The sequence below is a fragment of the Hyphomicrobium sp. GJ21 genome (genome assembly GCF_001006785.1).
Classification (GTDB): domain Bacteria; phylum Pseudomonadota; class Alphaproteobacteria; order Rhizobiales; family Hyphomicrobiaceae; genus Hyphomicrobium_B.
Map to the genome: position 1 here is coordinate 348,198 of NZ_CDHO01000001.1, position 20,837 is coordinate 369,034.

General features: G+C 61.0%; 19 protein-coding genes and 1 tRNA gene. 9 read left to right on the forward strand and 11 right to left on the reverse strand.

From position 1 onward, the window contains the following. Positions 1 to 29: 29 nt before the first annotated feature. Positions 30 to 959, forward strand: coding sequence for a 3-hydroxybutyryl-CoA dehydrogenase (locus HYPGJ_RS01740; protein WP_013217367.1), 930 nt, complete (start codon positions 30 to 32; stop codon positions 957 to 959). Positions 960 to 965: 6 nt separating this feature from the next. Here HYPGJ_RS01740 and HYPGJ_RS01745 read toward each other — a convergent pair whose 3' ends face one another. Continuing rightward, entirely contained in the window at positions 966 to 1,769 is an 804-nt protein-coding gene (locus HYPGJ_RS01745; RefSeq protein ID WP_046845583.1) for a zinc ribbon domain-containing protein, read from the reverse strand. Positions 1,770 to 1,889: 120 nt separating this feature from the next. Here HYPGJ_RS01745 and HYPGJ_RS01750 point away from each other — a divergent pair, with 120 nt between their 5' ends. Then, a complete protein-coding gene (locus HYPGJ_RS01750; protein ID WP_046845584.1) occupies positions 1,890 to 2,648 on the forward strand; it encodes an SDR family oxidoreductase in 759 nt (252 codons plus the stop codon). Here the strand turns inward: HYPGJ_RS01750 and HYPGJ_RS01755 are convergent. Together HYPGJ_RS01755 and argB are read right to left on the reverse strand one after the other, a co-directional pair. Then, positions 2,632 to 3,390: a pyrimidine 5'-nucleotidase gene (locus HYPGJ_RS01755; protein WP_046845585.1), complete on the reverse strand. Its 759-nt coding sequence runs from the start codon at positions 3,388 to 3,390 to the stop codon at positions 2,632 to 2,634. The genes HYPGJ_RS01750 and HYPGJ_RS01755 overlap by 17 nt on opposite strands. Then, positions 3,390 to 4,301 carry an acetylglutamate kinase gene (argB, locus tag HYPGJ_RS01760; RefSeq protein WP_046845808.1) on the reverse strand — a complete coding sequence of 304 codons (912 nt, stop codon included), beginning with the start codon at positions 4,299 to 4,301 and terminating at the stop codon, positions 3,390 to 3,392. Before argB ends, HYPGJ_RS01755 begins: the two co-directional genes overlap by 1 nt. Before the next feature lie 302 nt (positions 4,302 to 4,603). On the opposite strand from argB, the gene HYPGJ_RS01765 reads away from it, so the two are divergent. Continuing rightward, positions 4,604 to 6,457, forward strand: coding sequence for a Clp protease N-terminal domain-containing protein (locus tag HYPGJ_RS01765; RefSeq protein WP_046845586.1), 1,854 nt, complete (start codon positions 4,604 to 4,606; stop codon positions 6,455 to 6,457). 31 nt (positions 6,458 to 6,488) lie between these two features. Here the strand turns inward: HYPGJ_RS01765 and yihA are convergent, their stop codons facing one another. The 4 genes from yihA to rpmH all read right to left on the reverse strand — a co-directional run bounded on the left by yihA (position 6,489) and on the right by rpmH (position 9,913). Then, positions 6,489 to 7,154 (reverse strand): ribosome biogenesis GTP-binding protein YihA/YsxC, encoded by a 666-nt coding sequence (gene yihA / locus HYPGJ_RS01770; RefSeq protein ID WP_083983990.1) that lies wholly within the window; start codon positions 7,152 to 7,154, stop codon positions 6,489 to 6,491. Positions 7,155 to 7,188: 34 nt separating this feature from the next. Then, complete coding sequence (gene yidC, locus HYPGJ_RS01775) at positions 7,189 to 9,063, reverse strand: membrane protein insertase YidC (protein WP_046845587.1); 1,875 nt, start codon at positions 9,061 to 9,063, stop codon at positions 7,189 to 7,191. A gap of 92 nt (positions 9,064 to 9,155) precedes the next feature. Next, positions 9,156 to 9,620, reverse strand: coding sequence for a ribonuclease P protein component (gene rnpA / locus HYPGJ_RS01780; RefSeq protein ID WP_052750752.1), 465 nt, complete (start codon positions 9,618 to 9,620; stop codon positions 9,156 to 9,158). A 158-nt stretch (positions 9,621 to 9,778) separates the two neighbouring features. Next, complete coding sequence (gene rpmH / locus HYPGJ_RS18605) at positions 9,779 to 9,913, reverse strand: 50S ribosomal protein L34 (RefSeq protein WP_015599883.1); 135 nt, start codon at positions 9,911 to 9,913, stop codon at positions 9,779 to 9,781. Between the two features lie 346 nt (positions 9,914 to 10,259). On the opposite strand from rpmH, the gene HYPGJ_RS01790 reads away from it, so the two are divergent. The 4 genes from HYPGJ_RS01790 to HYPGJ_RS01805 all read left to right on the forward strand — a co-directional run bounded on the left by HYPGJ_RS01790 (position 10,260) and on the right by HYPGJ_RS01805 (position 15,625). After that, the gene (locus HYPGJ_RS01790; RefSeq protein WP_046845589.1) at positions 10,260 to 11,714 is read left to right on the forward strand and encodes an FAD-dependent oxidoreductase; all 1,455 of its coding nucleotides are present in this window, start codon (positions 10,260 to 10,262) and stop codon (positions 11,712 to 11,714) included. Between the two features lie 12 nt (positions 11,715 to 11,726). Further along, positions 11,727 to 13,262 (forward strand): HAMP domain-containing sensor histidine kinase, encoded by a 1,536-nt coding sequence (locus HYPGJ_RS01795; RefSeq protein ID WP_083983991.1) that lies wholly within the window; start codon positions 11,727 to 11,729, stop codon positions 13,260 to 13,262. A gap of 168 nt (positions 13,263 to 13,430) precedes the next feature. Then, positions 13,431 to 13,507: transfer RNA gene (locus tag HYPGJ_RS01800), tRNA-Arg, on the forward strand. 159 nt (positions 13,508 to 13,666) lie between these two features. After that, positions 13,667 to 15,625 carry a DEAD/DEAH box helicase gene (locus HYPGJ_RS01805; protein WP_046845590.1) on the forward strand — a complete coding sequence of 653 codons (1,959 nt, stop codon included), beginning with the start codon at positions 13,667 to 13,669 and terminating at the stop codon, positions 15,623 to 15,625. Positions 15,626 to 15,790: 165 nt separating this feature from the next. On the opposite strand, the gene HYPGJ_RS01810 is transcribed toward HYPGJ_RS01805, so the two are convergent. The 3 genes from HYPGJ_RS01810 to HYPGJ_RS01820 all read right to left on the reverse strand — a co-directional run bounded on the left by HYPGJ_RS01810 (position 15,791) and on the right by HYPGJ_RS01820 (position 19,198). Then, positions 15,791 to 16,585, reverse strand: coding sequence for a DUF4105 domain-containing protein (locus HYPGJ_RS01810; protein ID WP_244465973.1), 795 nt, complete (start codon positions 16,583 to 16,585; stop codon positions 15,791 to 15,793). A 551-nt stretch (positions 16,586 to 17,136) separates the two neighbouring features. Continuing rightward, positions 17,137 to 18,534, reverse strand: a complete 1,398-nt coding sequence (locus HYPGJ_RS01815) for an ATP-binding protein (protein ID WP_046845592.1) — start codon at positions 18,532 to 18,534, stop codon at positions 17,137 to 17,139. Then, positions 18,521 to 19,198 (reverse strand): response regulator transcription factor, encoded by a 678-nt coding sequence (locus HYPGJ_RS01820; RefSeq protein WP_046845593.1) that lies wholly within the window; start codon positions 19,196 to 19,198, stop codon positions 18,521 to 18,523. Before HYPGJ_RS01820 ends, HYPGJ_RS01815 begins: the two co-directional genes overlap by 14 nt. A 566-nt stretch (positions 19,199 to 19,764) precedes the next feature. Between HYPGJ_RS01820 and HYPGJ_RS19405 the strand changes: the two genes are divergently transcribed. Together HYPGJ_RS19405 and HYPGJ_RS01830 are read left to right on the forward strand one after the other, a co-directional pair. After that, on the forward strand, positions 19,765 to 19,974 hold the full coding sequence (locus tag HYPGJ_RS19405; protein ID WP_244465974.1) for a hypothetical protein: 210 nt from the start codon (positions 19,765 to 19,767) through the stop codon (positions 19,972 to 19,974). Positions 19,975 to 20,026: 52 nt separating this feature from the next. Beyond that, positions 20,027 to 20,362 carry a tetratricopeptide repeat protein gene (locus HYPGJ_RS01830; protein WP_046845595.1) on the forward strand — a complete coding sequence of 112 codons (336 nt, stop codon included), beginning with the start codon at positions 20,027 to 20,029 and terminating at the stop codon, positions 20,360 to 20,362. A 26-nt stretch (positions 20,363 to 20,388) separates the two neighbouring features. On the opposite strand, the gene HYPGJ_RS01835 is transcribed toward HYPGJ_RS01830, so the two are convergent. Next, complete coding sequence (locus HYPGJ_RS01835) at positions 20,389 to 20,820, reverse strand: EamA family transporter (RefSeq protein WP_046845596.1); 432 nt, start codon at positions 20,818 to 20,820, stop codon at positions 20,389 to 20,391. Between the last annotated feature and the right edge of the window lie 17 nt (positions 20,821 to 20,837).

Below are 20,837 nucleotides of genomic sequence, written 5' to 3' on the forward strand. Positions count from 1 at the left end.
GCCTTGGGACCTCTAGAGGATATCCATTCATGGTGCAGACCCAGAAGCTGATGGAAAAAAGCAAAGCCGGCATCCGGCCTGCGCGGGTCATCAGCAAGGTCGGGATCATCGGCGCGGGCCAGATGGGCAGCGGTATCGCTCACGTCGTGGCGCTATCGGGCTACAACGTGGCGATCAACGACCTCAAGAAAGAGGCGTTCGACAAAGGTCTCGAAGCGGTCAGCAAGAACCTCGCGCGGCAGATCGCCAAAGGTTCTATCCAGGAGAGCGAGCGCGATCAGGCGCTAGAGCGCATCAGCTACGCGCCGAACCTCGAAGCGTTCGGCGATTGCGATCTCGTCATCGAAGCGGCGACCGAAGACGAGGCACTGAAGCACAAGATCTTCGCCGCGCTCTGTCCGCATCTCAAACCGACGGCGATGCTCGCGTCCAATACGTCGTCGATTTCGATCACGCGGCTGGCGGCGACGACCGACCGGCCGGAAGACTTCATCGGCATGCACTTCATGAATCCTGTGCCGCTGATGGAGCTCGTCGAACTCATTCGCGGGATCGCGACCGAAGACGAGACGTTCTCGACGGCGAAGGCATTTGTCGAAAGCCTCGGAAAGAAAACGGCGGTCGCGGAAGATTTTCCGGCTTTCATCGTCAATCGCATTCTGCTGCCGATGATCAACGAGGCCGTCTATACACTTTATGAGGGCGTTGGCACGGTTGAAGCCATCGACAAGGCGATGCGGCTCGGCGCTCACCATCCGATGGGACCGCTGGAGCTTGCCGATTTCATCGGGCTCGATACCTGCCTCAGCGTCATGCAGGTGCTTTACGAAGGGCTGTCGGATTCGAAATACCGGCCGTGCCCGCTTCTGGTTAAATACGTTGAAGCCGGTTGGCTCGGCCGCAAGACGAAGCGCGGTTTCTACGACTATCGTGGCGAGAAGCCCGTTCCGACGCGCTAGACGGGTTCAACTCGTCAGGCTCGTCAGCGTTTTTCCGATATTTGCTTTTTCCAGCAGCGACGTCAGTCCGGGGTAAACGACCACCCACGACATGATGGCGATCGCAATCGTCACGCCCGTCGCGCGCACCCACGACAGCCCCCAGAACCGGCGGTGCGTGAGCGTTACGAACACCAGGATCGCAGCCATGTTGGCGACGGTCAGCGCCTGCCAGACTTCGCCGAGATCGAGAACCGAGCCGGCTTTGGCGTCGGCCAAGACAATCCCGAAGTAGGTGAAAGCCGTGATGATGCCGAGCAGCGTGCAATAGCTGACGCTCAGCACGCAAAGCTTGATGTAGGACATTGGCGATCGAGGGATCGATCCAAGCGCGCGGCACAGGTAGTACTGGATTGGCGTCATGATCGCCATGCCGACGTATTGCACGATCTCATTCGTAATGACCGCGGAGCTGTCGGCGGCGTTGGGCGCATTGAACAGCGCGGAATAAACGCGCGGAAGAATGACGTAGACGAGCGTCAGCTGGGCGCCGACGCAGGCGGTCAGAAAGCTCCAGTGCGAACGGTACGTGGGATCGTCGGTCAGGCGCAGGATGGTGCGGACCGGATGCGCGAGGAACGATAACGCGACCGCGTGCATTCCGACCTGTTTCGGGCCGTTCATGAATTCGCTGGTGAGCGCGCTCCAGCCTTCGGGTCGTGGCTTAGCGGATGACGTCGACGGCTTTCCGCAGCCGCCGCAGAACGGTCCGACCAGGGCGGTTCCGCAGTTCGTACAGAACCCTGCTTGAGCTTCTTCCGCGTTCCCCACGTTCGCGAGCCTCCCTCGTGAAGCGGTTCGGCATAGCATGGCGGCGTGGCCGCAGAAACTGGCGCGCGCCGATGTTCCGCGTTATCCCAATCGTTGTGGTGAGATTGCAAGGGATAGGTCATGAGCGGACAGCGGCGCGTCGCGTTGATCACGGGTGCGGGATCGGGGATCGGGCGCGCGGTCGCGTTGAAGCTTCAGGGTGCCGGTTACGACGTCGTGCTCGTCGGCCGTCGCGAGGCGGAGCTTGAGAAGACGGCGGCTGAAGGCAGCTCTGGCGGCGGCAGCTTTCTCGTGCTTCCGGCGGACGTGACCGACGAAGCTGCGGTGAAAGCCGTGTTTGACCAGACGCTTGCGCGCTTCGGGCGGCTCGATCTCCTGTTCAATAATGCCGGGACGTTCGCCAAGGGTGTTCCGCTCGATGAGCTTTCGCTCGAAGAATGGCAGCGGGTTGTTGGTGTCAATCTCACCGGGCCGTTTCTGTGCGCGCGTGAAGCCATTCGCATCATGAAAACGCAAACGCCGAAGGGCGGCCGGATCATCAACAACGGGTCGATCTCGGCGCAGGCGCCGCGTCCGTTTTCAGCGCCCTATACGGCGACGAAACATGCGCTGACGGGGCTGACGAAAAGCATCTCGCTCGACGGACGCGCGCATAACATCGCGTGCTCGCAGATCGATATCGGGAATGCGGCGACCGACTTCACGAAGAAGATGGCGGTTGGTGTTCCGCAAGCTGACGGAAGCGTCCGGAGCGAGCCGCGCATCGATGTCGCGCACGTCGCCGATGCGGTGCTTTATATCGCCAATCTGCCGCTCGAAGCCAACGTGCAGTTCATGAATGTGATGGCGACGGCAATGCCGTTTATCGGACGCGGGTGATCGGCAGGTCTTTCGGAGCGGCGTCGGTTTTGAGAAAGCCGGTCAGGTCGCGCGTCAGATAATGGATGTGGCCGGGCAACTCGCGCCAGTCGCGGATTTTCAGTTGCGCCGGATGGTCGATGTAATCGGAATGGACGAGTACGGTCGTCATGCCGATGTCGGAGGCGACTTCGAGGTTGTGCGGCATGTCTTCGAACATTGCCGATTGCGATGGCGCGACGCCGTGCAGCTTCAGCATCTGGTCGAATGCGGCGCGCTCCGGTTTCGGCACGTATTCGAGCGCGGCAATGTCGCAAATGTCCTCGAAGAGATGTAGCACGCCGAGGCGGCTCGCGACGTTCTCCGCGTGGCGGCGTGAGCCGTTCGTAAAGATGAGGCGGCGGCCGGGAAGGGCGGCGATGGCTGCGGCAAGCTCCGGCAACTCGGGCACGACGGAAACGTCGATATCGTGCACGTAGTCGAGGAACGGTCCCGGCTGCAGTTTGTGCACCTGCATCAGGCCTGCGAGTGTCGTTCCGAACTGGCGATAATAGGCTTTCTGCAAATGCCGGGCGTGCTCGCGCGGAACGCCAATGGCCTTGGCGATATATTCGCTCATGCGCCGGTCGACCTGCGCGAAGAGATTGCAGGAGGCCGGATAGAGCGTGTTATCGAGATCGAAGATCCAGGTATCGACGTGGTCGAAACCACGTCGCGTCGTGGTTGCGGCGGCCGTGGCGGAGATTGAGGCCGTCGCTGCCATCAGCCTTTGCTCTTCTTGCGTTCGGCGCGACGCACGAGCGTGCCGACGCCGTGCTCGGTAAAGAGTTCGAGCAGGACGCAGTGCGGCACGCGGCCATCGATGATGACGACGCCTTCGACGCCGGCCTCGACGACTTCGATGCAGCCTTCGATCTTGGGGATCATGCCGCCGGAGATTGCGCCGCTCTTGATCATGGCGTGTGCGTCATCGATCGTCAGCTCGGGCACGAGCTTCTTGTCGTTGTCGAGCACGCCCGCGACGTCGGTCAGGAGCAGCAGGCGTTTTGCCTGCATGCGCGCCGCCAGCGCGGAGGCGAAGGTGTCGGCGTTGATGTTCAGCGTCTCGCCGTCGCGGCTGATGCCGACCGGCGCGATGACGGGGATCAGATCCGACTTGGAAATGACTTCGACGATATGCGGATTGACCTCGAGAGGATCGCCGACGAAGCCGATGTCGACGGCCTTCATCAGGTTCGACTGCGGGTCGGCCATCTCCGTGATTTTCTTGGCGATCATCAGATTGGCATCTTTGCCCGAGATGCCGACCGCCTTGCCGCCCTGACGGTTGATCGCCGAGACGATCTCCTTGTTGATCTTGCCGGCGAGCACCATCTCGACGACTTCGACCGTCGGCTTGTCGGTGACCCGTAGCCCGTTGACGAAGTCGGATTTGATCTCGAGCTTTTTCAGCATGCTCGCGATCTGCGGGCCGCCGCCGTGAACCACGATCGGATTGATGCCGGACTGCTTGAGATAGACGATGTCCTGCGCGAAGGCGTTCGAGAGCTGCTCGTCGCCCATGGCGTGGCCGCCGAACTTCACGACGACGGTCTGTTCGTCGTAGCGGATGAGATGCGGGATGGCCTCGGCCAGAATGCGCGCTTGCAGATGGGCGCTTGGCCGGTCTTCCACGACGCCGGCGCTTTTTTCGTGAGGTTTGTTCGTTGACGTCACGGGATTCCCCAAAATGCCATAGGACAGTGGGATAATTGCGCTTTAGGTGCTTCGGGCGCTCTCGTGGCGGTCTTATAGCGCGGCGGCCCGCAGCCTCAACGGATTTCCGGCATCGACAGGGGCTTGGGGCGGTCCTGACGCACCGCGGACACGGGTTGGGGACGAAAACCATTCCCGTCTGCCAACCGTCGCGGCAATGCTGTAGCGTTGCCACGCGAGCTTGTTTAGACGCTGTTTTTGACTTCTGGCCTGGAGATCTCGTGGGCGTAACTGCCGCTGACCTTGCTCAAATCCCGATGTCGCCGGATCTTGGCGCGACGCTGTCGCGCGGGGCCGAATTCGCGGCTGGCTCGGGTGCGCCCGAGGTCGCGCTTGAGCATTTGCTGGCGGCGCTGTGCGACGATTCGGACGCCTGCGCGGTGCTCGACGCGAGCAACGTTAATATCGCGGCGCTCAAATCCGATGTGGTGGGACAGTTTACTCAGCCGGGCTTCGATCCGGAGCAGGCGCCGACGAGCCTTGGCGTGTCAGCGGACGTGCGGCGCATCCTTGAAGCGGCTGCCGCGGCGGCGCGTGGCAGTCGAAGGCGCGATATTAACGGGGCCATCGTTCTCGCTGCGATCGTCGGCGATGGGCGCAGTCTCGCCGCGGATATTTTGCAGGCGCATGGACTGACGTTCGACAGCGCGATTCGCGCGCTCCAGCAGGCGCTGGCGTCTGCACCTGCGCCACAGCGCGCGCCCGCCGCTCAGCCTCCGGTCGCCGATGACGTTCTGGCGCGGGCGCGGGAACGCGTACAGTCGCGATCGACGCCATCGTTGCGCGATCTCATGAAGGATATGCCGCAACCGGCGCCGCCGCCTCCTGCGCCACCGGGCGCAAACGTTCAGGCACATCCTAAGCCGGAAGCGCCCGCGGCATCCGTGGCGCCCGCCACTCCGGAACCGACACTTGAACCGAGTCCGACGCCGGCACCGCGTTTCGAACCGCAGCCGACGGATGCAAACTCGGCAGTTCCGCAGCGGCCCGCTCCTGCGCAGGAGGGCAGGCCGAGCCCGCAATTCGGAGCGCAGACTCAGCGCGGCCGCGATGCTGACAACGCTGCGCAGGGTGCGCCCGGCGGAGGCCCGCAGGATCGGGCATACCCGGCGCCGCCACCGCCGTTCGAGCCGTCGTTGGATCTTCCAGAGCGAACAGTCGCTCAGCCATCGGTGCGGGCGACGTTGCCGGGGCAGCCTCATGTCCCGGCTCCGCCGATGCGCGGGCCGCAGCCGCCGCAGTCGCCGCCGGGGCAGGGTTATCCCGGCGAACTTCCGCGTCCGCGCCCGACGGGTGGACCGCCGCCGCCCATTCCCGAGCCGATCGCGCCGGGATCACCGGGGATGCGTATTCCTTTCCCTGGGCCAATCTTGCCGGCTCCCGCGCCGGGCGCGCCGCCGAGCCCTATGCCGACCGATTCCGGTCTCAGAGCCGAGGTGCGTGGAGACCAGCTTCCGGTCGGGCCGCCTGCCTCTGCGCAATCCGTCCCATCGAAAGAGAAAAGCGCGGGCCGCAAACGCGGCAGAAACGCGAAAGCGGAGACCGGCCAGCTTGCCGAGAATATTCCCCGCACCATGCGCGTCGGCAAAACCGAGCGTGTGGAAGTGCGCATCGCCAAGGCGTCGATCAAGTCGCTGGCGGAGAACCTCGATGGCGGCGGAGCCGCCTGGCAGCATCAGATTACGGTGACGAAGGCGATGGCGGTGCGCATGCGTGCGCCGGACGGCGGCTTTTTCATCGAGACGGCGTCGCCGGAAACGCAATGGGTCGAGAACAATCTCGGATATGGCGCGGAAGACTTCGCGAGCTGGCGGTTTCTGATCACGCCGCAGTCGCGAGGCTGGTCGCAATTGCAGATCGTTGTTTCAGCGCGGACGATCGGCGCCGATGGCGTCGCCGCCGAGACGGCGCTTCCCGATCAGGTCATCGAGGTCAAGGTTCGTCGCAACCTCAAGCGCACGTTCGCGCGATTGTTCGGCTGGACGATTGCAGCGATCGTCGGCGGTGCGCTCTCGACGTTCGGTGAATCCGGGATGACGACCGCGAAGGCGCTGATCGAACGGCTGATCCACTAGCTTTTGCAAGAGCGGTGGATCGCTTCGTTTGTTATCCGCCGTGCGCGGCGATGAGCTTGGCGACGACGGCGCGCAAATCCTCAAAGCCCATGCCTGTTTCGGACGACGTCGCGATGACGCGCGGATAGGCGGCCGGATGCTTCGCGAGCGATTTCGTCGTGTTCGCGGTGACACGTTCGAGATCGGTGAGGCTGATCTTGTCGGCTTTCGTCAGCAGCACCTGGTAAGAGACTGCCGCGCCGTCGAGCAGCGCCATGATCTCGTCGTCGACCGGTTTCAATCCGTGTCGCGCATCGACGAGTACGAAGACGCGGAGCAGCGTGCGCCGGCCAGCGAGGAAGCTGCGCAAGGTTTTATTCCAGGCAGCGACTTTATCCTTCGGCGCTTCGGCAAAGCCGTAGCCGGGCATGTCGACGAGATAGAGGTCGGCGTTCGGATCGGTGAAGAAGTTGAGTTCCTGCGTCCGGCCCGGCGTGTTCGACGCGCGAGCCAATGTGCGCTGACCGACGAGCGCGTTGATCAGGCTCGACTTGCCGACGTTCGAGCGGCCCGCGAACGCGATTTCCGGGCGGTCGTCCGGCGGCAGATGATCGAGGCCGGGCGAGCCGCGCGAAAACGTCCAGGCGCGCGTGAACAGCAGGCGGCCCGCTTCGATGTCTTCCGCCGAGTGCTCATCCGCGTCGGGCATGGCGCTCATCCGGTGGGCCGCTCCTGCGCGTTCCTGCGATCCATTATTTTCCAGGTCCGCTGCCGGCGCCGAAGAGTCTCAGAAGTGGCCGGAACGTTCGCTTGATGTTGTCGAAGAGATGAACCTCGGCGCCGTTCTTCTTGTTGATGCGGACCTGCTGCAGGATCGAGAGCGTGTTGCTCCATGCCCAGTAGATCACGAGGCCAGCAGGGAAGCTCGCCAGCATGAACGTGAACACGACCGGCATCCACTGGAAGACCTGCTGCTGGATGGGGTCGGGCTGCGGCGGGTTGAGCTGCATTTGCATCCACATCGTGATGCCCATGATCAGCGGCCAGACGCCGATGTGCAGGAACGTCGGCGCGTCGAACGGCAGAAGCCCGAACAGGTTGAACAGCGATGTCGGGTCCGGCGCCGACAGGTCGTGAATCCAACCGAAGAACGGTGCGTGCCGCATGTCGATGGTCACGAACAGCACTTTATAGAGCGCGAAGAAGACCGGGATCTGCAGCAGAATGGGCCAACAGCCCGCAAGTGGATTGATCTTCTGCGTGCGATAAAGCTCGAAGATTTCCTTTTGCTGGCGCTGGGTGTCGTCCTTGTACTGCTCCTTGATGCGCTGCATCTCGGGCTGCAGCTTCTTCATCCGCGCCATGCTCTCGTATTGCTTGTTGGCGAGCGGATAGAACGCCGCCTTCACGAGCACGGTCAGGATCAGAATGGTGATGCCGAAGTTGTGCACGAGGCCGTTGATGAATTCCATCAAGCGGAACAGCGGGCGGGTGATGAAGTAGAACCAGCCCCAGTCGATCATGCGGTCGAAGCGCAGAATTCCGAGCGCGTTTTCGTAGCCGTCGATCAGCGACGCCTGCTTGGCGCCCGCGAAGAGATGGCCTTCGACGCCTTTGCGCAGGCCCGCCGGAACGCTCAGCGCGCCGCGCAGATAGTCGGTCTGGAAGGCGTCCTTGCCTGCCGGATCGCGTGCCTTCAGCGCCGAATACATCGCACGATAAGGTTCGCTCTGCTCGGGAACGAGCGCGGTCGCCCAATACTTGTCGGTGATGCCCAGCCAGCCGCCCGTGACGTTGTCGAACGTCGTCGGCACGCCGCTCTTCAAAGCGTCGGCGAAAGTGAACTCCTGAAGCCCATGATCGCCTGAGACGCCGACGAGGCCCTCATGCAGAACGTAGAAAGCCTGCGACGGCGGGTGGCCGCTGCGATGAACGCGTGCGTACGGAAGAAGCGTTACCTCGGCTTGGGTTTTGTTCTCGATCTCATCCTTGATCTTGAACATGTAGTCGTTGTCGACGGAGACCGTGCGGTGGAAGACGAGGCCGCCGCCGTTGTCCCACATCAGCGTGACAGGCGTTTCGGGCGTCAGCCGCGTGCCGCTTTCAACGGTCCAGAGCGTGTCGCGGGTCGGAACCTTGATGGCGCTGCCGCTTTGCGGAACCCAGCCGTATTCGGCGAAATAAGGTTCGGGCGATCCCGAAGGCGAAAGCAGAATGACGCGCGCGCTATTCGGATCGACGGTCTCGCGATACTTCATCAGCACGAGATCGTCGAGGCGGCCGCCTTTCAGATCGATGGAGCCTTCAAGAGACGGTGTTTCGATTTTGAGGCGCGGCGAACCCTGGAGAGCGACTTCGCGGGAGACGGGAGCGGCCGTTGGCGCCTGGGCACCAGTTGGCGCGTCGGTCGACGGTGGCGCGACGGGCGTGCTCGCGACGTTCGGCGGCGTCTCGGACGAGCCATCCTTATTCTGCGCATCGATCTTTTTATTGAACTCCTGGCGCGCCTGCTCCTTCTGGAGCTCCGGGCGCGCGAAGAAGTACTGCCAGCCCATGAGGACAAGAATGGACAGCGCAACCGCGAACATCAGGTTGTTTTGATCTTTAGGTTCTCTCGGGGAAGTCATTAAGTCCTCGGGTCAGCGCCGGCATTGGCGAGACTGTCTCAGCCGGAAATAGGAATGTTGCGAACTGCTCATAAACGGAAGGGGGCACCCCGTCACGTCGAACCTTTCCTGGCCACGGTTTTTCCGGGTCTCGGACGGGCTTCGCCGGAACGGCTTCGCTTAGCATTGTCATGCAATGCTGCGAAAGCGCGTGCGACGTCTTCGAGCAGCGCCGCAAACGGGCGGTCGAGCGCGGCGCGGCGGGCGACGATGACGTAATCGCAGGATGGGCGCGCATGGCCTTCAGCCGTTGCCGCGAACGCGGCCTTCAACCGGCGGCGAATCCTGTTGCGGGTGACGGCGTTGCCGATCTTCTTCGTAATTGTGAAGCCAAAGCGCGCCGTGCCGCCGTTTTCGGTTGGCGGGCGCTCGCGCACTTCGATCAGAAACGCGGGCGTCGAGGAGCGGCGGCCTCCGCGGACAGCGAGGAATTCCGGGCGCGATTTGAGAGTTTGCAGGGTCGGAATTCGAGCCTCCAGAACTGACGGCTGCGCAAAGGCCGCCGGGAGCCGCGACAAAATGCGCGAACAGCGCCGACTATATCATGGACGCTTTCGGCGCGCGGCAAGCGGCTTCGTCGGTATGCAGGACGTTGCGATTGCGCATGCAAATGTACGCGCCGGGAACAGTCTCCAGCGCGTACATAATGATCAATGTCTGCAAGTTCGCGCCGAAACTAGGCGGACAGGCGCTTGCGGCCCTTCGCGCGACGGCGGGCGAGAACTTTCTGGCCACCAGCCGTCAGCATGCGCTTACGGAAGCCGTGGCGCCGCTTGCGAACGATGCGGCTCGGTTGATACGTGCGCTTCACGGAACTCTCCGTCCAAATAGGTTTCGCTTCCGCCGCGGGTAACGCGCGAAGCGAATAATGTTGCTTTTTCCGATGTTTAGAAAGTCCGCATCGCCTGGCAAAAAGCCAGGACGGGACGCGATTTCTCCGGAATTCGGGCTCTTATAAGTTGGGCACGTGAGCAAGTCAACGCGTTGAAGGGCCTGTCTTGCCAGGTCCGGAGCGCGTGGCGAGGCGGTCAAGCCCAGCTTCGCGCACAACTTCCCCGGGACCTGCTCTCGATTGTTTCGGCGATCGGCTTTAGCGTCAACCCTATTGATGCCGCGCCGCGTTGCGCAACTTTTACTTGCAACCTTGGAAACCGTTGATGCCGAAGGACAACCCGGAAAGCGGAGCCGAAGCCCAGACCATCGAAACCGATTTCTGCATCATCGGCGCGGGATCGGGCGGCTTAGCCCTCGCGGCGGCGGCGGCGGCCTTTGGCCAGCGCGTCGTCCTGATCGAAAAACACAAAATGGGCGGCGACACGCTGAACTACGGAAGCGTGCCGTCGAAGGCTTTGCTGGCTTCGGCAAAGCGCGCCAACGCCATGCGCACGGCCTCGCCATTCGGCATTCGCGGTGTCGAGCCGCTGATCGATTTTGCGGGCGTGCGCGAACACATCAAACGCACGATCGCGAATGCATCGCCCAATACATCGCCCGAGCGTTTCGCCGGGCTCGGTGTTCGCGTCATCGCAGCGGCGGGCAAGTTCGTCGACAAGTCGACGGTCGTTGCGGGTGACTTTCGCATCACGGCGCGCAGGTTCGTTATTGCGACGGGTTCGGCGCCGGTTATTCCGGCGATATCGGGACTCCAGGATGTCCCGTATTTCACCAACGAAACGATTTTCGAGAATGCGAAGCCGTTACCGCATCTGATCGTGATCGGCGCTGGCGCGACCGGACTTGAACTTGCTCAGGCCTATCGCGGGCTCGGATCGCAGGTGACGGTGCTCGATGCGGCGCAGGCGCTTGGCGACGAAGATCCCGAGCTTGCCGCCGTTCTGCTGACCAAGCTCTCCGGCGAAGGAATCGCAATTCGCGAAGGCGTGCGCATCACGCGCGTATCCGGCGAGCCAGGGCGCGTCATCGTGGAATTCGAGACGGCTCGCGGTGCGGAGCGCGTGGAGGGCAGCGACCTGCTGGTCATCGCCGGGCGAACGGCCAACGTCGCTGCGCTCGGCCTCGAGGCTGCGGGCATCAGGACGAGTGACGACGGCATCAAAGTGAATGCCGGGCTTCGAACGCGTAACCACCGCGTTTATGCGATCGGCGATGTGATCGGCGGTCCGCTGTCTTCGCACACGGCTGCGGAGCATGCCGAGGTCGTTCTTTGGCGAACGCTCTTTCGTTCGCATGCAAAAGCTGCGGGCCGGGCAGCTCCGCGCGTCGTGTTTACCGAACCGGAATTCGCTCATGTCGGACTGTCGGAATCGGAAGCGCGCGCGAAGCACGGAAAAATTCACGTTTTGCGCTGGCCCTATCATGAAAATCACCGGGCGCAGGCCGAGGGCACCACGGATGGGCACATCAAGGTCGTGACATCGAAGCGCGGCGAAATTCTCGGTGCCGGAATCGTCGGCGCAGAGGCAGGCGAGCTTATTCAGATGTGGTCGCTCGCCATTTCCCAGGGCTTGAAAATCAAAGCCATGACGCAATGGATTTCGCCCTATCCGACGTTGTCCGAAATTAACAAACGCGCCGCTTTCCGTTACTTTGCAACATCTCCCAGCAACCCTTATGTACGTAAAGTCATCGCTTTGCTGGCGAAGCTCGGCTAATCAACTCGGGTGATGGCAGTTCTCAAATCGGTGCAGCGCGCGATTTCCAACGGTGACGGACCACACGGGAGCGACGAGGCGGGACCGTCGTCGGCTTCCGCAGGACCGTGGCGCGCTTTGAAGCGATTTTGGGAGAGCCGCGGCCTGCCTTCGAAGCTGATCGCGCTGACCGCGGTTTTCGTGCTCGCCGCCGAAGCGCTGATCTTTTTGCCGTCGATTGCGAACTATCGCGTGACGTGGCTGCAGGAGCGCCTGACCGCGGCGCAGCTCGCGGCGCTCGCCTCCGATGCGTTTCCGGGCGGACAGATTCCCTCAGCCTTGCGCGCCGATCTTCTTCGAACCGCCGAAGTGCGCGCGATTGCATCGCGCCGGCAGGGCGAGCGGCGCCTGGTGCTCGCTCCGCAAGCCGATATGACGATCGACTACGTTTACTATCTGCAGCGCGAACCCGCCTCGTTCTGGGAAGGGGTCGGACTCAAATTCCAGCAGATGAAGGATGCGATCACCACCATGTTCGGCGATGGCGGGCGGACCATTCGCGTCGTCGGACACGCCGGACCGGATAACGCCGATCTGATCGAGATCGTCATTCCGGAAGCGCCGCTGCGCGCGGCGATGATGCGCTATGGCCTCAACATTCTTTGGCTGTCGATCATCCTGTCGGTGATGACGGCGGCCGTCGTCTATTTCGCTCTCAGCCGTCTGTTCGTGAAGCCGTTGACGCGCCTGACGAGGAATATGCTGCACTTCGCCGAAAATCCCGATGATGCGAGTCGCATCATGCCGGAGACCGGACGCCTCGACGAGATCGGCGTCGCCGAACGCGAGCTTGCAAGCATGCAGCGTCAGCTTTCGGGATTGCTGGCGCAGAAGAACAGGCTGGCGCAGTTGGGCCTCGCGGTTTCCAAAATCAATCACGACCTGCGCAACATGCTCGCCAATGCGCAGCTCATTTCGGACCGTCTGGTGGATATTCCCGATCCCACCGTGCAACGCTTTGTGCCGAAGCTCATCGCATCGCTCGATCGCGCCATTCATTTCTGCAATTCGTCGCTGCAATTCGGCGGCGTTTCGGAAGCCGCGCCGCGCCGCGAGCTGATGCCCTTGAAGCCGCTCGTCGAAGAAGTGGCGGACAGTCAGGGTCTGCCGCGCGAGGGTGCCATTGCCTTCGTCGATGACATCGATGCTTCGCTGTTGATCGATGCCGATCACGAGCACCTGTTCCGCGTGCTGAGCAATCTCGTGCGCAACGCGATGCAGGCGATCGAGAGCGTCGAGGGTAAAACAGACGGCGAGATCCGCGTCGTCGCGCGGCGCGAGGGGCGCAAGGTGATCGTCGACGTGACCGACAATGGCGCCGGCGTGCCGCAGAAGGCGCGCGAAAATCTGTTCAAGGCTTTCCAGGGATCGACAAAAAAGGGGGGCACGGGCCTGGGGCTGGTGATCGCAGCCGAGCTCGTGCAGGCTCACGGCGGCACGCTGACGCTTGTCGACAGCGCCAAAGGAGCGCGCTTTCGCATCGAGCTGCCGGACCGAACCGGCGATTGACGCAGCCACCGGTGATGCCGGGATTCGCGTTAGGGTAAGGGCCGCGAGAATTTGACCGATCCGGACATGGCGGAGAGGTCTTGCGCTCTCGTTCGCGACCCACTAGAGAGGGGGCTTCGCCGCCCGGTTTTGCCGGGAGCGGGCCGATCGGCCCCGATGCAGCGAAATGCGCCCGTAGCTCAGCTGGATAGAGCACCAGACTACGAATCTGGGGGTCAGAGGTTCGAATCCTTTCGGGCGCGCCATTCTTGAACAAAAGATAGAACTCCGAGCGTGCCAACCTGCCTGCTGGCGGTTGCGCCGGATACCGGCTAGGCAAGCTGGATAACGACATTCTTGACGACGTGCACCGCCACCCGGCTAGAGCCTGGCGGGCTTCCTCCATTCGAAAAGTCTTTACAACCATGACCTTTCCGTCGGCTCATCCCGCGCTCGGGCGCGCTCTTTCGGCGCGCGGTTACTCGGCGCCAACCGCCGTGCAACTCGCGGTTCTCGAAGCCAACACGGCCGGGCGCGATTTGCTGGTCTCGGCGCAGACCGGCTCCGGGAAAACGGTCGCCTTCGGACTTGCAATAGCGCCGACGCTGCTTGGAGAAGCGGAACGTCTGCCGCAAGCCGCCGAGCCGCTGGCGCTGATCATCGCCCCGACGCGCGAACTGGCCATGCAGGTGCAGCGCGAACTCGACTGGCTTTACGCTGACACCGGCGCTCGTGTTGTCACCTGCGTTGGCGGCATGGACGCGCGCGCGGAAGCCCGCCAACTCGGCTTCGGCGCCCATATCGTGGTCGGAACGCCCGGACGTCTGCGCGATCATCTGGAACGACGGCGGCTCGACCTGACAAAACTCGCAGCCGTTGTGCTCGACGAAGCCGATGAGATGCTCGATCTCGGATTCCGCGAGGATCTGGAATTCATTCTCGACGCAACCCCTGAAGGCCGCCAGACGCTCCTGTTCTCGGCCACCATGCCGCGCGAGATCGAAGCACTGGCGCGCCGCTATCAGCGCGACGCTGTTCGCATCGAAACGCTCAAGCGCAACGAGCAGCACGCCGACATCGACTATCGCGCCATTCGCGTCGTTCCGAGCGATACTGAAAATGCCATCGTCAACGTGCTGCGGTTTCACGAGGCCGACGCCGCGCTGGTGTTCTGCTCGACGCGGGAAGCCGTGAAGCGGACGCACGCGCGCCTGTTGGAACGCGGTTTTTCTGCCGTGGCGCTATCCGGAGAGTTGACGCAGAACGAGCGTACCCATGCGCTGCAAGCGCTCCGTGATGGACGCGCGCGGGTTCTCGTCGCAACGGACGTAGCGGCGCGCGGGCTCGATCTGCCTGCGCTCGCTCTCGTCATTCACGCCGATCTTCCGAACAATGCCGAAACGCTCCTTCACCGTTCGGGTCGCACGGGCCGGGCCGGCAACAAGGGCCTGTCGGTTCTGATTGTGCCGTTCAACCGGCGGCGCAAGGCCGATGCGCTACTGGCCGCCGCCAAACTCAAGGTCACGTGGGGTTCGGCGCCGACCTCCGAGGAAATCCGCGCCCGCGATCAGGAACGGTTTCTGGCCAGTTCCATCTTCACCGGTCCCGCTATCAACGACGATTTGAGTCTTGCTCAATCCCTCCAGGCCAATCGTAGCGCAGACGAGATTGCTCTGGCGCTGGTTCGCATGCACCGCGCGCAGCTTCCAGCGCCCGAAGACCTGAGCGATGATCCCGGCCCTCCGCAGCGGCGCGACGACCGTGCACGAGCGCCGCGCGAGCGGGATGAACGCGCAGGCCTGCGCCCGAAAGATCATCGCTCAATGCGTCCCGTGCGGGATCATGGCCGCGAGATGGTGTGGTTCCGGGTCGACATCGGCCGCGAGCGCAATGCGGAGCCGCGCTGGTTGCTGCCGCTTCTCTGCCGTGCCGGCAACGTGACGAAAGCTGAGATCGGTTCCATCAAGATCTTCGATCGCGACACGCGGTTTCAGGTCGCCGCCGAATTCGCTGACACGTTCGCGGATGCCGCGCGCGCGATGAAACCGAACGAAGGGCGGATCTCGCGCATCGGCGCCTCCATGGGTGACGACGCTGGAGCGCCCGGCAATCCGGCGTTCGCTGCCCGGCAGCAGAAAGGCGACGAAGACAAAGCCGCAACCTTGTCTGATCCTCAAACGGATCGGCACGCGAAGACGCCATGGCGGGATCGAAACAAAGAGAAAGCTGGCGCGCATTTTCATCGAAAGCGTGACGCGCAGAAAACTCATGCCAAGGGCACCGGGCCTCACCCAGGTTCATCAAAATCAAACGGCGAATATAAGCCTGTGTCGAAATACGCTCACAAGAAGAAGCACCAGAAGAAGCATCGCCCAGCCTCGTAGCCTTAGAAAAGGCGAGCGACTTCCGCGTTTGGTATGGCGGCGCATTGGGCCAGCGGGCGCTTAGAGGTCGAGTTGATCCGATAGCCTCCGTCGGCTGACGGGCGCTACGGGCCGGAAGTGTCGGCTGTCGCTCCGAGGCCGCGTTAGAATAGTTTGTGCTCGGGGTCATCGAGTGATTGTTGGTAGCGACGCGCGAATGCGGTCGGAGAAATCTGGCGCGCCATCGGCCGCTTGAGCGGCCGCGTTGATCAGAGATCGTCGCCGCAATTCGTCAAACGGCAGCGTCGTGTCGATTCTGCCCGAGTGGTAGAGATAGCTATCGATCAGTCCATTTAAGAGATGGCGGATGTCGAAGCGTCCTTTCCGGCCCGCAGCATTCGCGTATCGTATGATGTTAATCGTGCAACTATTGCTCAACAGGTGATAGAACTCCGGCCGATCGGCCAGCTCGTTGATACGCTTCAAGTATATTTTCAGCAGCCGCCGCGCATCGTCAGCGCTGGTGTTAAGGCGGTAGAGATAGACCGTCTCCTGACGGTGATTGGCGCGCAGGCCAACGAGATCATGCTCGTCGGCGACCACATAAATCAATTCGAATTGCTTGAAGAGAGAGGCAATCGGGTCAAAGCCCTCGCCCACCTCCGGACGCGTTTCAATGGAGATGCTCAGCGGTGGCGCGTTGTCGAAGATGAAGCTCAGGAAGGTGTGTCCGACCCACCCTTCGGCCCAATAGGATACGTAGAAATCGATGCCAGTGAGGTGCGATAGAAGCACCTCGCGCTCCTCATAGCGCACTGTGAATTCGTCCCGGCTGCGGTAGTCGAAGTTTCGCACTCCAGTGATACGCACGCGATCGCCGTCGATGGTTGCTCGCGGCATCACCCCGACTTCCGGTCGCCAATTGCGATCGTGCGACGGAGAAATAGAAACCCACCACGCAACCACGCCGAGGAACAGCACTGCGAAAAGGATCGTGCGCCTCGGACGCGACAGCCAGAGAGCCCAAATCGCAAACGCCGCGAAGGCTATCGCCAGCGCCGTGCGCAGCCACGCCGTGGGCAGATTGGAAAAGTGGATGGCCAGCGTGCCCCACACGCACAGCAGGGCTAGGCACAAGTGCTGGAGGCCGGCGATCAGGCGTCCGAGGCCTGAGGACATCACTCCGAGAAGGGCGCGCAATTGTTCCTCACTGGCTCAACGTGGCCCTGTAAATGCGGCCGTTTTTGATGATGATTTTGAAGTTGTCGGCGGGATCAGTTAACTAGGTCGATATTGTCCAGCGGATTGCGTTTTCACAAGCAATAAGTCCGCGAGTGTGCCGCGTTCTACGACTGCGAGAACTACATTTCTCGTCTTCCAGGCGCTACAAAACGGATTAAACTCAAATTCTAATGCGGAATTCTCCCAACAAGGGAGAGCCGTTCGCTGACTTGCCGGAAGGCAGCCGAGAAGGCGCGGCAACGTTTTCGATTGCGCTTCAGAACCGCGGCATAGCCAAAAGCGTCTGGAAGCTAAGCTGCGTTAGACGCGAGCGGCTTTGGAAATGTGATTACGACGATCAAACCTGGATTGTTGTCGGCGAGCAGAATTTTAGCTCCGTGCAAATCCGCAATGGATGCCACGAGGCTGAGGCCAAGGCCGTTTCCTTTTGTCGAACGACTTTTCTCCAAACGATAGAGGCGCCTGAAAACTTTTTCGCGCTCTGCAGCCGGGATTCCAGGCCCGGTGTCTTTGATCGTCACTTTCGGTCGTCCGTCTTCCTCGCTCAGCTCGACGCCAATTCCCGATCCCGACGGGCAATGAACGATCGCGTTTTCGATCAGATTGATAAAGAGTTGATTGAGAAGTTTCCGATCGCCGTGGACGAACATGCGCGGTGAATCGCCGATCAATCCGGAAAGTTCGTGGCTCCGTTCCTCGGCGACGGCTTCCAGCGCATCGAGGATGTTGGCAAGCAAAGCGTTGAGTTCGACGTCAACGAAACTTGTCTTTCGCGCTCCGGATTCGATTTCCGAAATCCTCAACAGGGCGTCAAACGTTTCCGAAATCTCGTCGATTTCCTGAACCGCTGCACCCACGACTTCTTGATATCCCGCAAGATCGTGTGGGCTCCATTGTGCGATTTCGAGCTTTTGGCGCATGCGCGCGATGGGCGTGCGCAGGTCATGGGCGATATCCATCGACACTTGTTTCAGATTATCGATGAGAGCCTGCAATCTGTTCAGTGTCGCGTTGACCAACGCTGAAACTTGGTCGAGATCGTCTCCGGCGCGACTCAGAGGGATGCGTTCTTTCAGGTGGCCCGAGGCGACGGCGTTCAGCACGGCATCCATCTTTGCAATACGCCGTTGAGCGCTCATGCCAGAGACGTAGCCGCCGATCATGGCTGAGAAGACCGACAGCCCAATACCCCACAAGAGGCCTGTCAAAAGTACCCGTTGCGCGTCCTTGATGTCTCCATTTCCATCGCCGACGAACAACGCGCCATTTTTCACCGGCGTCCATCGCCCGAGAACTGCCGTGCTCGTACGCGGCGTCGTCCATGCTCCGACCAACGGTAGCTCATCCCAGGGAATCGTCTTCCAACCAGAGAAGCGAGGAATGACCCGGATGTTGCCAGCAACGTACTCGCCCTTGCTATCGACGAGGAGGTAAATGTCTTCATTTGACTGGGCGACCGCGGCATGACGACTGACCATTGCGGCGACACCATCGAAACCGCCGTTGACCTGCAGGTCAGATAACGTTCTTTGCACCTCGTCGACGTGAGCTTTGAGATTATCGACAAGCTGCGCGCTGATCACAAAGTACAGAACCGAAAAGATCGCGAGATTTGTCAGCGAAACGATTGCCGCGACCAATGCCGCCAAGCGAATAGCCGCGCGTTGGGTCAGTCTAGTCTTTGTCATCGATGCGATAGCCAAGACCTCTTACGGTGCGGATCAATGGAATGTCGCCGGGCCGATCGATTTTTAATCGCAAGCGGCTGACATTCGTTTGCACGATAGAAGTTTTGGGATCGAGTTCCAAATCCCAAACTTGTTCGAGCAGCATTGAGCGTGTGACGACGCGCCCGCGGTTGCGCACTAGAATTTCCAGCATGCGGAACTCACGGGGCTGCAGACGGATGATCTCTCCACCGCGCTTGATCTCGCGCTTGATCAAATCGACTTCGAGATCGGCAATCCTATAATAGAAATCTTCATGTGCTATCGGAGGCCGCCGGCCGAGAGCCGCGACCCTCGCGACGAGTTCGCCGAGCGCAAATGGTTTCACAAGGTAGTCGTCGGCTCCGCTTTCAAAGCCTTCAATTCGGTCTTCGATGCCGCCAACGGCGGTCAAAAACAGGATGGGCGAACTCACGCGGGCCGCGCGAAGACGTTGAACGATGGATAGTCCATCCAATCCGGGCAGCATCCGGTCGATGACCAAGACGTCGAACCCGCCCACAATGGCGTGCTTAAAGCCGGTCTGGCCGTCGTTCGAGACGTCAACATCGTAGCCATTTTTGACGAGACTTTGTTTGACGAGTTTTGCCGTTTGGTCGTCGTCTTCGATAAGAAGAATTCGCATCAGAGATCATCGGTTGAGAACATATTGTCGGGATCGCCGTTCGATCGTCGGGTTGGGGAACAAGGAGTTCCAGGCGTTATTCATTTTAAGATCATATGGAGTGAAGTTGCTCAATTGTTGTGAGGTGGAAGGCTCCGAACCGGCCATCATGACCTGCGAAACGCAACGTGATCGGATTGAGGCGGAAACCTTAGAAATTTGTATGGTTCCCGGACGCCGACGCGGCCTGAAGGCAGGCAATCATACAAGTCGGCGATGCTGCCGCCTCAATGACGGCGGACATCGCTTAGAATTTCGAAGCCGGATGGGGGGATGCCTAGATGTTTCATCCGGCAGGACATGTTTGCCGCAACCGCAGAATTGCGCTCGTTGCGGGCGCGCTGCTTGTGAATTCGCAAGCGGGCGCGGGAACGGCCTGCATAACCTGCGCTCAGCCAAGTTTGAATGTTCGCTGTGAGATTCGAAAGTCGGAAGCGGTCGAAGGATTGCCGTTCGGAGAGGAACTTCTGAATAAGGCGTGCGCGAAGGTCGTTAAGTGGTCCTATAGCGCCCACCGATGTCATGCGGTGAGAGACACGACGTGTCTCGATTGGCCGGAAAAAAGCTTTTCGCTCAAGGAAGCCAAGCGTGCGCTTCTTGGGGAAGCTCCGCCCTTGCCGGCATCGGAGCCGCAAAATCCGGCATCGCAATTGCCGCCGGATGGTTCCGTCCAGGCGCCGCAAAATGCCTTCACGACCGCGTGGCACAAGTTCATCGCCTTTTTTACGTGGCACTAGCTGAATGACGCCCCGTGCGATCCGAAACACGCTTCGAATTAGACGCCTGACTTTGCTGATCGTCATCGGCATTCTTTGCGGTGTGGCAGGTTGCGACAAGCCGGATTCCTCCGGCAATGAGGGAATAGATCGGCAGACTTGCCTGGGGTCGGAGCTTGGGCCGGTCGAGGCTCTTGCGGCGTGTTCGCGTTTCATTGCGGCAGCGAACAACCGAACGCTTAGCCGCTCGGATGCTTATTACAATCGTGGCGTTGCGTTTGCGGATTTGGGTGAATGGCATCATGCCAAGCTTGATCTTGAAGATGCGCTTAAGCTCGATCCGAAAAACCGCTGGGCCAGCCAGCGGCTCGAAAATGTGATTCAAGCTTTGTCGAAAGCGGGAGGCTGAATGTGAATCGCCTCATCTGGGATTTCTTACCGCCATGCCACGAGGACGGCTCCGGAAGCCATCATTGTTATGCCAATCCAGTTGATGAGCGAAAGCGACTCTCCGAGAATCGTTACGCCAAATATCGCGACCAGAACGACGCCAAGCTTATCAATCGGTGCAACGAGGGCCGCGTCGCCGATCTGCAAAGCCCGGAAGTAGCAGAGCCAAGAGGCTCCCGTGGCTAAGCCTGAAAGCGTGAGAAACAGATACGTATGAGCCGAGATGTCGTTCACTTGTTGGAAAAGGCCGCGCGCAAGAAGAATGGCGCCCAGTGCCACCATAACCACCACCGTGCGAATGAACGTCGCGAGATCCGAGTTGATGTTGGCTACGCCGATTTTTGCGAAGATTGCTGTCAACGCCGCGAAGGTCGCCGATAGAAGAGCCCATGCGAGCCAGCCGAATTTTAATTCCACTGTATCAGCTCCTGTGT

Excerpts from the sequence above, each read along its gene's own strand:
- HYPGJ_RS01740 (WP_013217367.1), top strand. The coding sequence starts at position 30 with ATGGTGCAGACCCAGAAGCTGATGGAAAAAAGCAAAGCCGGCATCCGG.
- HYPGJ_RS01750 (WP_046845584.1), top strand. The coding sequence starts at position 1,890 with ATGAGCGGACAGCGGCGCGTCGCGTTGATCACGGGTGCGGGATCGGGG.
- HYPGJ_RS01755 (WP_046845585.1), bottom strand. The coding sequence starts at position 3,390 with ATGGCAGCGACGGCCTCAATCTCCGCCACGGCCGCCGCAACCACGACG.
- yihA (WP_083983990.1), bottom strand. The coding sequence starts at position 7,154 with ATGAGCGCCATGCCCGACGCGGATGAGCACTCGGCGGAAGACATCGAA.
- yidC (WP_046845587.1), bottom strand. The coding sequence starts at position 9,063 with ATGACTTCCCCGAGAGAACCTAAAGATCAAAACAACCTGATGTTCGCG.
- HYPGJ_RS01790 (WP_046845589.1), top strand. The coding sequence starts at position 10,260 with ATGCCGAAGGACAACCCGGAAAGCGGAGCCGAAGCCCAGACCATCGAA.
- HYPGJ_RS01795 (WP_083983991.1), top strand. The coding sequence starts at position 11,727 with ATGGCAGTTCTCAAATCGGTGCAGCGCGCGATTTCCAACGGTGACGGA.
- HYPGJ_RS01805 (WP_046845590.1), top strand. The coding sequence starts at position 13,667 with ATGACCTTTCCGTCGGCTCATCCCGCGCTCGGGCGCGCTCTTTCGGCG.
- HYPGJ_RS01815 (WP_046845592.1), bottom strand. The coding sequence starts at position 18,534 with ATGACAAAGACTAGACTGACCCAACGCGCGGCTATTCGCTTGGCGGCA.
- HYPGJ_RS01820 (WP_046845593.1), bottom strand. The coding sequence starts at position 19,198 with ATGCGAATTCTTCTTATCGAAGACGACGACCAAACGGCAAAACTCGTC.